This window comes from Streptomyces sp. NPDC127084, from assembly GCF_042724175.1.
Lineage (GTDB): Bacteria > Actinomycetota > Actinomycetes > Streptomycetales > Streptomycetaceae > Streptomyces.
In genome coordinates this window covers 1-15,330 of record NZ_JBHXFA010000160.1, presented here as the reverse complement: position 1 = coordinate 15,330, position 15,330 = coordinate 1, and the positions used below count along the sequence as shown (strand labels likewise).

The window sequence follows — 15,330 nt, the reverse complement described above, 5'->3', positions numbered from 1 at the left end:
GACCCCACCACCACCGCCCGGTGCTCGAACACCGACCGCGCCGCTACCAGCGAGAAGGCGACATCCAGCACCGACAGATCCGACCTCTCAGCCACACTCTCGGCCAACCGCTCCGCCTGGGCTTGCAGCGCGGCCTCGGACCTCGCGGACAGTACCCAGGGCGTGGCGGGGAGCGGCGACTCCTGGTGCGGTCGTGTCTGTCCGGACGGGCTTGTGGGCGGTTCCTCGAGGATGACGTGGGCGTTGGTGCCGCTGATGCCGAAGGCGGAGACCGCGGCTCGACGCGGGCGGCCGTTGTACTCCCACGGGCGGGCCTCGGTGAGGAGTTCCACCGCGCCCGCCGACCAGTCCACATGCGGCGACGGCTCGTCCACGTGCAGTGTCCGGGGCAGGACCCCGTGCCGCATCGCCATCACCATCTTGATCACACCGCCGACACCGGCCGCCGCCTGCGCATGCCCTATGTTCGACTTCAACGACCCCATCCACAAAGGGCGTTCGGGCGAACGATCCCTGCCGTAGGTGGCCAGCAGCGCCTGGGCCTCGATCGGATCCCCGAGCGTCGTCCCGGTCCCGTGTGCCTCCACGGCATCCACATCCGCGGCCGTCAGTCCGGCTGATGCCAACGCCTTCCGGATCACCCGCTGCTGCGACGGGCCGTTCGGCGCGGTCAGCCCATTCGACGCACCGTCCTGGTTCACCGCCGAACCACGCACCACCGCCAACACCCGGTGCCCGTTGCGCCGCGCGTCCGACAGACGCTCCAGAACCAGCACACCCACACCCTCGGACCAACCGGTCCCATCCGCCGTCGCCGAGAACGCCTTGCACCGCCCGTCGGGGGAGAGTCCGCGCTGACGGCTGAACTCCACGAACGTGTCGGGGGTGGCCATGACGGTCACGCCGCCGACGAGGGCCAGGGAGCATTCGTCCTGTCGTAGTGCCTGGCCGGCCAGGTGGAGGGCGACGAGGGACGAGGAGCAGGCGGTGTCGATGGAGACGGCCGGGCCCTCCAGGCCCAGTGTGTAGGAGACGCGGCCGGAGATGATGCTGCCCGCGCTGGCACCGGTCGGGTAGTCGTGGTACATGACGCCGGCGAAGACACCGGTTGGGCTGCCCTTCAGGCCGGCCGGACGGATACCTGCGTGTTCCAGGGCCTCCCAAGCAGTTTCGAGGAGTTGCCGCTGCTGTGGGTCCATCTCCTCGGCCTCGCGCGGGCTGATGCCGAAGAAGTCGGGGTCGAACTCAGCGGCCCCGTGGAGGAAGCCGCCTTCCTTGACGTAGGTGGTGTGCGGCCGGGTGCTGCCCGGGTCGTAAAGGCTCCGGGTGTCCCAGTGACGGTCGGTGGGGAAGCCGGATATGCCGTCGATGCCCTCCACGACCAGGCGCCACAGGTCGTCCGGGCCGGTGACGCCGCCCGGATAGCGGCAGCCGATCCCGATGATGGCGAGCGGTTCATCGTCCGTCCGGGTCTGCCGACGTCGGGTGTTCGCGGGTGTGGTGCTGGCCGGTCGTTCGCCGAGTTCGCCGAGTTCGCCGAGTTCGGTGAGCTGGTCGAGTAGGTGTCGGGCCAGAGCGCCGATGTCGGGGTAGTCGAAGACGAGCGTCGCCGGGAGCCGTAGGCCGGTGGCCGAGGCCAGACCGTTGCGGAACTCCACAGCGGTGAGGGAGTCGAAGCCGAGATCCTGGAAGGGACGGCCTGTATCCACCTGCGTACCGGAGGCGTAGCCGAGTACGGCGGAGGCCTGGACGCGGATCAACTCGGCTACGGCAGCGTGGCGTTCGCCTTCGCTCAGGCGAGCCAGGCGTTCGGCGAAGCCCGCCGCGCCTCGGGTGCGGTCAGCTGCGGAGCGGCGCCGGGTGGCGGTGGTGTCCGCCAGGCCGTGGAAAAGGGCCGGGAGTGCGTCGTCCGGTCCGGTCTGCGCGCGTACGGCGTTCTGGTCGAGCCGTGTCGCCAGCAATGCCGCGGCAGGGGCGTCAGCGGCCGTGTCGAACAGCGTGAGGCCGTCGTCAGCGGTGAGCGGCAGGAGGCCGGAGCGGGTGAGACGGGAACGGTCGAGGTCGCCGAGGCCGCCTGCCATGCCCGTCTCCGCCTCGCGGTCGATGGCCCAAGGCCCCCAGGCGAGTGAGCAGGCGGGCAGTCCAAGGGCGGAACGGTGGTGGGCCAAAGCGTCCAGGTAGGCGTTGGCGGACGCGTAGTTGGCTTGGCCGGGCGCGCCGAAGGTGCCGGCTACGGAGGAGAACAGCACGAAGGCGGTGAGCGGCAGGTCGCTGGTGAGCCGGTGCAGGTGCCATGCGGCATCCGCCTTGGGGCGCAGCACGCGCTCGAGACGGGCGGCGTCCAGGGAGGAGATCACTCCGTCGTCCAGCACACCGGCGGCATGGATGACACCGCGCAGGGGGTGCTCGTCCGGGATGTCCGCCAGCAGAGCGGCAAGTGCTTCGGGGTCCGCCGCGTCGCACGCGGCGAGGCGGACGTGGGCGCCGAGCGCGGTGAGCCGGTCGTGGAGGTCGGTGGCTCCGGGGGCGGCCGAACCGCGGCGGCTGACGAGCAACAGGTGCCGGACGCCGTGGGCGGTGACCAGGTGCCGGGCGACGAGGGCGCCGAGCGCGCCGGTGGCGCCGGTGATGAGCACCGTGCCGTCGGGGTCGAAGACCGGGGTGTTCTCGACGGTTCCGGTGCCCCGCTGTCGGCCTTCGATGCGGAACCGGGCGAGCCGGGCGCCGTACGGGGTGCCGGCACGGATCAGCAGTTCGGGTTCGGACGGGGTCACGAGGGTGGGGAGCAGCGCGGCGGAGTCGGGGTGACCGTCCAGGTCGGCCAGGACGATGCGGCCGGGGTTCTCGATCTGCGTGGAGCGGACCAGGCCCCAGACGGCGGCGCCAGCCGGGTCGGTGACGTGTTCCTCGCCTTGGCGGGCCATGGCGCCTCGGGTGGCGACGACGAGTGTGGTCGTCCGGAAGCGGTCGTCGGCCAGCCAGGCCTTGAGGATGTCCAGGACCTGGTGGGTGAGCCGGTGGACGGCCTCGGCGGCCGGGCGGCCGGTGTCGTCTTCAGGGGCGCAGTCCAGCACGATCACGCCGGTTTCTTCCCCGACTGCTTCCCCGGCCGCGACGAGGTCGGCAGCGGAGCGGACCGTGAGAAGATCCGCCACGAACGCCGCCCCGCTTCTGGTGACCGGCCCGGTCACAGATGCCGTATCGCCCTCGGTGGCAAGCTGGACGGGGACCCAGTCCAGCCGGAAGAGGTTTTCGGGCCCTGCCTTCATGGCGCGCTGCGCCCCGAGGACGACCGGGCGGGCGGCCAGAGAATCCACCGTGGCCACCGGCGCGCCCTCGGCGTCGCTGATCTCTATGGAAACCGTCGAGGGTCCCGTGGGCCTCAGGTGTACCCGCACGGCCGAGGCGCCCGTGGCGTGCAGAGTCACGCCGCTCCACGTGAACGGCAGGCGCGGACCGCCCTCGGTCCCGGCCTCACCGTGGTCGGTGGCGTCGAGGGCCAACGGGTGCAGGGCGGCGTCGAGGATGGCCGGATGGAGGCCGAACTCCCCGGCCTGATCGGCGACATGGTCGGGCAGGATGACCTCGGCAAAGAGTTCTCCCTCCCGTCGCCAGACGCAGCGCAGCCCCTGGAACGCGGACCCGTAGTCCAACCCCTGGGCGGCGAGCAGGTGGTAGGCGTCGTCCAACGGCAGCGGTTCCGCATCGGCGGGCGGCCACTCGGCGGGTTCACCGCAGTCCTCGGGAGGGCGGGAGGCAGCGGGACGCAGCACTCCCGAGGCGTGGCGGGTCCAGGGCGCCTCGGCGGCGGGATCATCGGGACGGGAGTAGATCTCCAGGATCCGCCGCTCTCCCGACGCCCCGTCCTCGGCCACCGATTCCCGGTCGGCACGGGCGATGACCTGGAGTACCACGCCGCCGCCCGCGGGGAGCACCAGAGGTTCCTCAAGGGTGAGGTCCTCTATTACGGGGCAGCCTGTCTCGTCACCGGCGCGGATCGCCAGCTCGACGAAGCCGGTGCCGGGGAAGAGGACGGTGCCTCCCACGGCGTGGTCGGCCAGCCAGGGATGGGCACGGAGAGAGAGCCGTCCGGTGAGGATCACGTGCTCGGAATCGGCCGGACGCACGGCGGCGCGCAGGAGAGGGTGCCCGGCCGGGTCCAGCCCGGCGGCGGACACGTCGGCGGCGGCATCGGGCGTGTCCATCCAGTAGCGCTGGTGTTGGAAGGGGTAGGTGGGTAGGTCGACGGTGCGGGCGCCGCGTCCGGCGAAGAACGCCGTCCAGTCGATGGTGACGCCTCGGGTGTGCAAGTCACTCAGGGTCGTGAGGAGTTGGTTGGTCTCGGGTCGGTCGCGGCGTTGCACGGCGAGGAACACGGCCTGGTCGCCGCCGCCCAGACCTGAGAGCACAGCCTGCGGGCCGATCTCCAGGAAGGTGCGTACGCCCCCTTCCTCCAGGGCCTGGATGCCGTCGTGGAAGCGGACGGTTTCGCGGACATGCCGGACCCAGTACTCGGGATCTTGCAGGTCGGTCGGGTCGGCCAGGCGTCCGGTCACGTTCGACACGACCGGTATCCGCGGCTCGTGATAGGTCAGCCCGGATGCCACCCCCCGGAACTCCCGAAGCATCGGCTCCATCAGCGGGGAGTGGAAGGCGTGGGAGACCTTCAACCGGGTCGAGCGTGCGAAGTGCCCAGCCAGCTCGGTGACAGCTGCCTCGTCTCCGGAGACCACCACAGAGGTGGGTCCGTTGACAGCGGCCACGGCTACAGCCATGTCGTCACGGTCGGCGATACGGTGCCGTACCTCTTCCTCGGTGGCCTGCACGGCGACCATCGCCCCACCAGCCGGAAGAGCGTCCATCAACCGGGCACGGGCAGCGACCAACACGGCCGCATCCTCAAGGGACAGGACACCGGCGACATGTGCGGCGACCAACTCACCGATGGAGTGCCCCGCCACGAAGTCCGGCCGTACCCCCCACGACTCCAGCAACCGGTACAGCGCCACCTCAAAGGCGAACAGGGCCGGTTGGGTATACCCGGTGCGGTCCAGCGCACCGCCGCCCTCCCACATCACCTCCCGCAACGGCAGACCAAGCACCCCGACCGTCTCGTCCAGGGCATGGGCGAAGACCGGGAAAGCGTCGTACAGCTCCCGCCCCATACCGACCCGCTGACTGCCCTGTCCGGAAAACACGAACGCCGTCTTCCCCTGGACCGGCGTCCCACCCGGCTGCTCACCCGAGGCGACAGCAGCCAGACCACGCAGCAGTTCCTCACGATCGGACCCCACCACCACCGCCCGGCGCTCGAAAACCGACCGCGCCGTAACCAACGAGAAGGCGACATCCAGCACCGACAGATCCGACCTCTCAGCCACGTGCGCGGCCAGTTGTTCCGCCTGCGCCCGCAACGCCGTCTCACCACGCGCCGACAACACCCACGGCACAGCGGGAAGAACAGGAGCAGCGGTTTCACTCTCCTCCGCAGGCTCGACAGCCTCTTCAAGGATGACGTGCGCGTTGGTGCCGCTCATGCCGAAAGATGAGACGCCAGCGCGGCGGGGGTGGCCCGCGCGGTCCCAGGGGCGGGCCTCGGTGAGGAGTTCCACCGCACCCGCCGACCAGTCCACATGCGGCGAAGGCTCGTCCACGTGCAGTGTCCGGGGCAGGACCCCGTGCCGCATCGCCATCACCATCTTGATCACACCGCCGACACCGGCCGCCGCCTGCGCATGCCCGATGTTCGACTTCAACGACCCCAACCACAGAGGGCGTTCGGGCGAACGGTCCCTGCCGTAGGTGGCCAGCAGTGCCTGGGCCTCGATCGGATCGCCAAGGACGGTGCCGGTGCCGTGGGCCTCCACGGTGTCGATCTGGTCGGCGGACACCCTGGCGTTGGCGAGGGCCTGCCGGATGACGCGCTCCTGGGCGGGGCCGTTGGGCGCGGAGAGGCCGTTGCTGGCACCGTCCTGGTTGACGGCCGAGCCGCGCAGTACGGCGAGTACCTCGTGGCCGTTGCGGCGGGCGTCGCTGAGACGTTCCAGCACGAGGATGCCGACGCCCTCGGACCAGCTGGTTCCGTCCGCGGCGGCGGCGAAGGATCGGCAGCGGCCTGAGCGGGAGAGGGCGCCCTGGCGGCTGAACTCCACGAACATGTCGGGGGTGGACATCACGGCGACGCCGCCGGCCAGAGCAAGCGTGCACTCCTTCTGCCGCAGCGCCTGGGCCGCCAGGTGGAGCGTGACAAGTGACGATGAACATGCGGTGTCCACGGTCACCGAGGGGCCTTCCAGGCCCAGGGTGTAGGACACGCGTCCGGAGACGATGCTGCCGGAGATGCCGCTCATGGCGTAGTCGTGGTACATCACGCCGGCGAACACGCCGGTCGGTGTGCCCCTGAGGTCGGCGGGCGGAATGCCGGCCCGTTCGAGTGCCTCCCATGAGGTCTCCAGCAGGAGTCGCTGCTGGGGGTCCATGGCCTGCGCCTCGCGCGGGCTGATGCCGAAGAACTCCGGGTCGAAGGCGGCAGCGTCGTAAAGGAAGCCGCCCTCGCGGACATAACTGGTGTCGGGGCGGCTCAACTGCGGGTCGTAGAGCCGTGCGGTGTCCCAGCCGCGGTCCTCGGGGAAGCCGCAGACGCCGTCGCGGCCCTCGGCGACGAGGCGCCACAGCTCGTCCGGGCCCGTGACACCGCCGGGGTAGCGGCAGCCGATGCCGACGATGGCGATGGGTTCCCGGGCGGCCGTGGTGAGTTTGCGGACCTGTTCCCGAAGCCGTTCCGTCTCCTTGACCGACGAGCGGAGCGCCGCGACGATCTTCTGTTCGTTGCCGGTCGTCGTCACGTCATACCTCCTGGCTGTCTTCGCCGGAGCCGGGCGCCGCACCGTCGAGCGCCATGCTGATCAAGCTGTCGGTGTCCAGGGCGTCGATGTCGTGGATGTCGTCGAAGGAGGCGCCCTCTCCGCCGTCGGCTCCGGCGGCGGTGCTGGGGAGGTCGAGCCCGGCGAGCTCCAGCAGCGTTTCGAGGAGCCCGGTGTCGCGCAGCCGCTTGAGCGGGATCTCCTGGAGCGCCTTGCGGACGTGTTCCTCGGTGGCGGTGCCGGTTCCGGCAGCCGTGTCGGCGGGGGCGAGTTCGGCGACCAAGGAGCTCGCGAGCGCGCGGGGGTTCGGATAGTCGAACACCGCGGTGGCGCGGACCTGAAGGCCGGTGGCGGCCTTGAGGCGATTGCGCAGTTCGACGCCGCCGAGGGAATCGAAGCCCATCGCCTGGAACGAGCGGTCCGGGTCGACGGCCTCGGCGGAGCTGTGGCCGAGGACGGCGGCGGTGTGGGTGCGGACCAGGTCGAGCACGGCGCGGGACCGTTCGGCGTCGGTGAGGCCGGCCAGCCGTTCGGCCAGCCCTGGCCCTTCGGTAGCCGCCGTACGACTGCCGCCCCGTGCGCGGACGGCGGTACGGCGGCCCGGTGCCGTCGCGGCCACGTCCCGCAGCATGGGCGGCACGCCGCCGACCCGGTCGCGGATCACCACGGGATCCAGGTGCACCGGCACCAGGGCAGGCAGACCCGTGCGAGTGGCCAGGTCGAACAGTTCGAGGCCGTCAGCGGGGGCGAGTTCGGTCATACCCCAGCGGCGGGTGCGTTCGACATCTGTGGTGGTCAGCCCTTGGATCATGCCGCGCTGCTCGTCCCAGAGGCCCCATGCCAGGGCGTGGGCGGGCAGGCCCGCGGCGACGCGGTGCTCGGCGAGTGCGCTGAGGAACTGGTTCGCCGCGGCGTAGTTCCCCTGACCCGGGCCGTCCACGACGCTGGACGACGAGGAGTAGAGCACGAACGCGGTCAGCGGGTGTTCGCGGGTCAGCTCGTGCAGATGCCAGGCCGCGTCCACCTTTGCTGCGAGTACGTGGTCAACCTGTTCAGGCGTGAGAGCGCCGATGACACCATTGGCAGCGACGCCGGCGGCGTGCACGACGGCGGTGAGCGGATGGCCCGGGTCGATGCCGGCGAGCAGCTCCGCGAGCGCGTCCCGGTCGGCGACGTCACACGCCTCGACCCGCACCTCGGCACCGGCCTCGGACAGCTCCGCCACCAACTCCGCCGCGCCCTCCGCCGCCATCCCGCTCCGATTGGTCAGCAGTAGATGACGGATGCCGTGCTCGGTGACCAGGTGACGGGCGACAAGCGACCCCAGTCCCCCGGTACCGCCCGTGACGAGCACGGTTCCCGGGCCGATCTGCCACGGCTCGGGAGCTTCGGAGCGCGGCTCGGCCTCCTCGACCGTCACACGGGCCAGTCGCGGGACGCTGATCCGCCCGCCACGGACGGCCAGTTGGGGCTCCCCGGTAGCCACGGCGACGGCAAGGGCCGCCTCGGATGCGGGGTCGTCGTCCAAGTCGGCCAGCACGAACCGGCCGGGGCTCTCCGCCTGGGCCGAGCGCACCATGCCCCAGACCGCGGCACCGGCCAGATCGGTGACCGGATCGCCCGCGCCGACGGAGACGGCACCCTTCGTGGTCACGACCAAGCGGATCGACTCCTCATCATCATCGAACACCCGGGACTGGAGAGCCGCGAGCACGGCGTGGGTGGCCGCGCGTACGCGCTCCGGGACGGGGGCGGTGAGGTCGGTGACCACCTCGTGGATCTCCACGGGCGGGGTCGGGGCGTCCGCGGTCGGTCCGTGGGACACAGGAGTCCAGGAGACCCGGAAGAGGGAAGAGTGCAGGGCTGCCTGGGCGGCGCCGTCTCCGGCGGCGAGCCGGTCGGACGTCACCGTGCGCGTGACCATCGAATCCACGGACAGCACCGGGGCACCCGCGCCGTCAGCGGTGACGATCCGCACAGTCCCCGCGTCGTCCTTGTCGGGTGTGAGCTTGATCCGCAGCAGGGACGCGCCGGAAGCATGAAGCCGTACGCCACTCCAGGCGAAGGGGATCGACGGCCCGGTGTCACCGGCGTCTGCGCCCTGCCCGGTCAGGAAGAACTTGGTGTGCAGGACGGCGTCCAGCAGAGCCGGATGCAGTCCGAAGTCCGCCGCGTCCCCCACCGCCTGTTCCGGAAGGGCCACCTCGCCGAAGAGGTCATCGCCGCGCCGCCACACCGCGCGGACGGCCTGGAAGACCGGGCCATAGGCGAAGCCGTGGTCGACGAGCTGCTCGTAGAAGCCGTCCAGCGGGATGGGTGTGGCGCCTTCCGGCGGCCAGATCTCCATCCCCGATGCCCCGGCCTGGCCGGAGTCGACCGAGAGCAGGCCTTCGGCGTGCAGCGTCCATGCGCCGTCGGTGTCCGCCCCCTCGGCGCGCGAGTGGATCTGGAAGGACCGACGATCGTCGCTGTCCGGCCCGTCGACGGTGACCTGGAGAGCCGCGCCACCGCGCTCCGGGAGCAGGAGCGGTGCGTGAAGGGTCAGTTCCTCCAGCAGTCCGCAGCCCACCTCGTCACCAGCCCGGACCGCCATCTCGACGAAGGCCGTACCGGGCAGCAGTACGGTGCCCAGGACTCCGTGGTCGGCCAGCCACGGTTGTGCCTGACGGGACAACCGCCCGGTGAGCGCCACCCCACCGGTTGCGGGCAGCCCCACCACCGCACCCAGCAACGGATGCCCGGCGACCTCCAGACCGGCCCGCTCCACGTCCGGAGCACCACTGTCGGAGTCCATCCAGTAGCGCTGGTGTTGGAAGGGGTAGGTGGGTAGGTCGACGGTGCGGGCGCCGCGTCCGGCGAAGAACGCCGTCCAGTCGATGGTGACGCCTCGGGTGTGCAAGACACCCAGGGTGGTGAGGAGTTGGTTGATCTCGGGTCGGTCGCGGCGCTGCACGGCGAGGAACACGGCCTGGTCGCCGCCGCCCAGACCAGAGAGCACAGCCTGCGGGCCGATCTCCAGGAAGGTGCGTACGCCCTGTTCCTCGAGTGCCTGGATGCCGTCGTGGAAGCGGACGGTTTCGCGGACATGCCGGACCCAGTACTCGGGGTCTTGCAGGTCGGCCGGGTCGGCCAGGTGTCCGGTCACGTTCGACACGACCGGTATCCGCGGCTCGTGATAGGTCAGCCCGGATGCCACCTCCCGGAACTCCCGAAGCATCGGCTCCATCAGCGGGGAGTGGAAGGCGTGGGAGACCTTCAACCGGGTCGAGCGTGCGAAGTGCCCAGCCAGCTCGGTGACAGCTGCCTCGTCTCCGGAGACCACCACAGAGGTGGGTCCGTTGACAGCGGCCACGGCTACAGCCATGTCGTCACGGTCGGCGATACGGTGCCGTACCTCTTCCTCGGTGGCCTGCACGGCGACCATCGCGCCGCCGGTCGGAAGAGCGTCCATCAACCGGGCACGGGCAGCGACCAGCACCGCCGCATCCTCAAGAGACAGGACACCGGCGACATGCGCGGCGACCAGCTCGCCGATGGAGTGCCCGGCCACGAAGTCCGGCCGTACCCCCCACGACTCCAGCAACCGGAACAGCGCCACCTCAAAAGCGAACAGGGCAGGTTGGGTATACCCGGTGCGGTCCAGCGCACCGCCGCCTTCCCACATCACCTCCCGCAACGGCAGACCAAGCACCCCGACCGTCTCGTCCAGGGCATGGGCGAAAACCGGGAAAGCCTCGTACAGCTCCCGCCCCATACCGACCCGCTGACTCCCCTGTCCGGAAAACACGAACGCTGTCTTCCCCTGGACCGACGTCCCACCCGGCTGCCCACCCGAGGCGACAGCAGCCAGACCACGCAGCAGTTCCTCACGATCGGACCCCACCACCACCGCCCGGTGCTCGAACACCGACCGCGCTGTGACCAGCGAGAAGGCGACATCCAGCACCGACAGATCCGACCTCTCAGCCACGTGCGCGGCCAGTTGTTCCGCCTGCGCCCGCAACGCCGTCTCACCACGCGCCGACAACACCCACGGCACAGCGGGAAGTTCATCGCGTGACGGCTCGACCGGGGCTACGGCTTCTTCGGCATCCGGGGCCTCTTCGAGGATGACGTGGGCGTTGGTGCCGCTCAGGCCGAAGGAGGAGACGCCGGCCCGGCGCGGATGCCCGTTGTGCTCCCACGGGCGGGCCTCCGTCAGCAGCTCCACTTCGCCCGCCGACCAGTCCACATGCGGCGACGGCTCATCGGCGTGCAGCGTCCGGGGCAGGACCCCGTGCCGCATCGCCATCACCATCTTGATCACACTGGCGACGCCGGACGCGGCCTGGGTATGGCCGAGGTTCGACTTCAGCGAGCCCAACCACAACGGCCGCCCCTCGGGGCGCCCCTGGCCGTAGGTGGCCAGCAGTGCCTGGGCCTCGATCGGGTCCCCGAGCGAGGTTCCGGTGCCGTGGGCCTCCACGGCGTCGATGTCGGCGGGGCCGAGGCCGGCGGTGCCGAGGGCCTTGCGGATGACACGTTGCTGGGAGGGGCCGTTGGGGGCGGTGAAGCCGTTGGAGGCCCCGTCCTGGTTCACCGCCGAACCGCGGATGACGGCCAACACCCGGTGCCCGTTGCGCCGCGCGTCGGAGAGCCGTTCCAGGACGAGGACACCGACGCCCTCGCCCCAGCTCGTCCCGTCGGCCGCGGCCGAGAACGCCTTGCAGCGGCCGTCGCGGGACAACGCTCCCTGTCGGCTGAACTCGGTGAACATGTCCGGGGTGGCCATCACGGAGACGCCACCCGCCAGGGCCAGCGAGCACTCGCCCCGGCGCAGCGCCTGAGCCGCGAAGTGCAGGGCGACCAGGGAGGAGGAACAGGCCGTGTCGACGGTCACCGACGGCCCTTCCAGGCCGAGGGTGTAGGAGACACGGCCCGAGATGGTGCTGCCCTGGATGGCACTGGTGACGTAGTCGTGGTGCATGAGGCCTGCATACACGCCGGTGGGACTGCCCTTGAGTGTGCCGGGGGCGATACCGGCGCGTTCGAAAGCCTCCCAGGAGGCTTCCAGCAGTACGCGGAGCTGGGGGTCGAGACGGTGTGCCTCACGCGGGCTGATACCGAAGAAGTCGGGGTCGAACTCGGCCGCGTCGTAGAGGAATCCACCGTCCAGCACATAGGTGGTCTCGGGGCGGCTCAACTCGGGATCGTAGAGCCGTTCGAGGCGCCAGCCGCGGTCGGTTGGCGGGTCGGCGGTGATGCCGTCGACTCCGTCGGCGACGAGCTGCCAGAGTCCTTCCGGGTCGGTGACGCCGCCGGGGTATCGGCAGGCCATACCGATGATGGCGACGAGGTCGTCGTCGGTCTCGGCGGGGGGTACGGTCGCCGAGGCGCCGGCCGTGTCGAGGCCGGTGCCCGACGCCTCGGCGAAGAGGAAGTCGGCCAGGACCCGTGAGCTGGGGTAGTCGAAGACCACGGTGGCCGGGATCCGCAGGCCGGTCGTGGTCTGGAGCCGGTTGCGCAGCTCGACGGCGGTGAGGGAGTCGAAGCCCAGTTCCTGGAAGGCGCGCTCGGATTCGATCAGGTCGGCGGATTCGTGGCCGAGTACGGCGGCGACCTCGGACCGTACCAAGTGCAGTACGGCGGACGCGCGTTCCGTGTCGGGCAGCCCGGCCAGTCGCTGGGCCAGGGGTGTGTCGCCCGACCCGGTGCCGGCCCGGGCTGAGGGCCGGTTGGAGAGGGGCCGGTGAGCGGGCGTGGCACGGACCAGGCCGCGGAACAAGGCGGGGATGCCTTCGGCTCGGTGCTGGATGGCCGTCTTTTCGAGGTGGACCGCCACGGGCACCGGGGTGTCGCTGGCGAGGGCGGCATCGAACAGCCGGAGTCCTTCGTCAACGGCGAGTTCGATCATGCCCCAGCGGTTGACGCGCAGGATGTCGGCGCGCTTGAGCCGTTGGATCATGCCCTGCTCACCGCCCCACAGCCCCCAGGCAATGGAGTGTGCGGGCAGACCGGCTGCCACGCGCTGCTCGGCGAGGGTGTTGAGGAAGAGGTTAGCGGCGGCGTAGTTGCCCTGGCCGGGGCCGTCGACCAGGCAGGACGACGAGGAGAAGAGGACGAACGCGGTGAGCGGCAGGTCTCGGGTGAGCTCATGCAGATGCCAGGCGGCGTCTGCCTTCGGGCGGAGCACGTAGTCCAGTTGGTCGGGTGTGAGTGCCCCGACGACGCCGTTGTCGGCGACACCTGCGGTGTGCACGACGCCTCTGAGGGGGCGGTCCGCGGGGATCGCGGCAAGCAGACCGGCCAGCGCGTCCCGGTCGGTGACGTCGCACGCCTCGACCCGCACCTCGGCACCGGCCGCGGACAGCTCCGCCACCAACTCCGCCGCACCCTCCGCGGCCATCCCGCTCCTGCTGATCAGCAGCAGATGACGGACACCGTGCTCGCTGACCAGATGACGGGCGACCAGCGACCCCAGCCCCCCGGTACCGCCCGTGACAAGCACCGTACCGGCGGCATCCCAGGGGCTGACCTGAGCTCCGTCCGCACCCGGCTGGATCGCGGACAGCGCCTCCAGCCTCGGGACGCTCAACGCTCCGGCTCTGATCGCGACTTCGGGTTCCCCGGTGGCGACCGCGGCGGCCAGGGCGGCCTCCGATGCCGGCTCGTCGTCCAGGTCGACGAGGACGAACCGGTCCGGACTCTCGGCCTGCGCGGAACGCACCAGTCCCCGGACGGCCGCCGCCGCCAGGACGGTTGCCGCCGAGTGCCCGCCGTCCGGCGCGTCGGGGACTGTGACCGAGCCTCGGGTGACCACGACGAGACGGCCGGGGCCCTGCCACTGCTGGAGGGCGGTCAGGACGTGCTGGGTCGCCGCACGGACCTGGGCCGGCGGCTGGGCGGCAGGCTCAGGTACGGGAAGGTGCAGCACGGTGAAGCCGTCGCCCGCGTCGGCGGCGCCCCCGACCGCAGGCGCGGGCACCCAGCCCACGCGGTAGAGGGAGTCCTCGGTGCCCCGGAACGCCTGAAGCTGTTCCGGTGAGACAGGCCGCGCGATCAGCGACTGCACGGTGACGACGGGAGCACCGGCCGGGTCGGCGACCGTCATACGCAGGCCCGCGCCGTGCGGGGAGACCCGGACGCGGACAGCGGTTGTCCCGGCCGTGTGCAGGGCGACCCGGTTCCAGGCGAAGGGGATGGAGGTCTCCCCCATGCCCTTGCCGTCGGAGCCGCCGTCGTCGAGGAAACGGGTCTGCAACGCGGCGTCCAGCAGTGCGGGATGCACACCGAAGGCGGCGGCGTCGGACGAGGTGTCAGCGGGCAGGGCGATCTCCGCGAAGAGGTCCCGGCCGCGCCGCCAGGCGGCCCGCAGTCCCTGGAAGACGGGTCCGTAGGCGAAGCCCTGCTCCACCAGCCGCTCGTACAGTCCGTCGATGTCGAGCGACGAGGCGTTCTCGGGAGGCCAGACGACCAGGTCGTCGTCACGGTTCGCGTCCCGGTCGTTCCTGTCGGCGGGGGTCTCCGCGACGGCCAGGACTCCCGCAGCGTGACGCAGCCAGGGACCAGCATCGTCCTCCTCGTCGCGGGAGTAGACAGCCACGGATCGGGCGGCCGTACCGTCCGGCGGGCCCACCACGACCTGGAGCATGGTCCCTGCCCGCTGGGAGAAGACCAGCGGGGCCTCGATGGTCAGTTCCTCGATGAACGGGCATCCCACCTCGTCACCCGCGCGGACCGCCAGTTCGACGAACCCGGTGCCGGGCAGCAGCACGGTGCCCATGACGGTGTGGTCGGCCAGCCAGGGGTGGGTGCGCAGGGAGAGACGGCCCGTGAGGACGATGCCGTCGGAGTCCGCTAGCGGAACGACGGCGCTGAGCAGCGGATGTTGGATCGTGCGCTGGCCGATGGACGCCGGATCGCCGGTCGGAACAGCCGGGTTCACCCAGTAGCGCTTGCGCTGGAAGGGGTACGTCGGCAAGTCCACGGTGCGGGCACCGCGTCCGGCGAAGAACGCCGTCCAGTCGATTCCCACACCGAGGGCGTGCATCTGACCGAGAGCGGTGAGGAGTTGGTTGGTCTCGGGTCGGTCGCGGCGTTGTGCGGCGAGGAACACGGCCTGGTCGCCGCCGCCCAGCCCGGCCAGTACTGCTTGCGGGCCGATCTCCAGGAGGGTGCGTACGCCCTGTTCCTCGAGTGCCTGGATGCCGTCGTGGAAGCGGACGGTTTCGCGGACGTGCCGAACCCAGTACTCGGGGTCTTGCAGGTCGGTCGGGTCGGCCAGGCGTCCGGTCACGTTAGACACAACCGGTATCCGCGGCTCGTGATAGGTCAGCCCGGACGCCACCCCCCGGAACTCCGCGAGCATCGGCTCCATCAGCGGGGAGTGGAAGGCGTGGGAGACCTTCAACCGGGTCGTACGCTCGAAATGGCCGACCAGCTCCGTAACAGCTGCCTCGTCTCCGGAGACCACCACAGAAGTGGGTCC

General features: G+C 70.8%; 2 protein-coding genes. Both read right to left on the bottom strand.

Annotation, left to right across the window (positions count from 1 at the left end; translation table 11 throughout):
* The coding region (locus tag ACFWI9_RS28185) for a type I polyketide synthase (protein WP_387166233.1) at positions 1–6,845 on the bottom strand (6,845 nt) is incomplete at its 3' end.
* Between the two features lies 1 nt (position 6,846).
* Positions 6,847–15,318 (bottom strand): SDR family NAD(P)-dependent oxidoreductase, encoded by an 8,472-nt coding sequence (locus tag ACFWI9_RS28180; RefSeq protein ID WP_387166231.1) that lies wholly within the window; start codon positions 15,316–15,318, stop codon positions 6,847–6,849.
* Between the last annotated feature and the right edge of the window lie 12 nt (positions 15,319–15,330).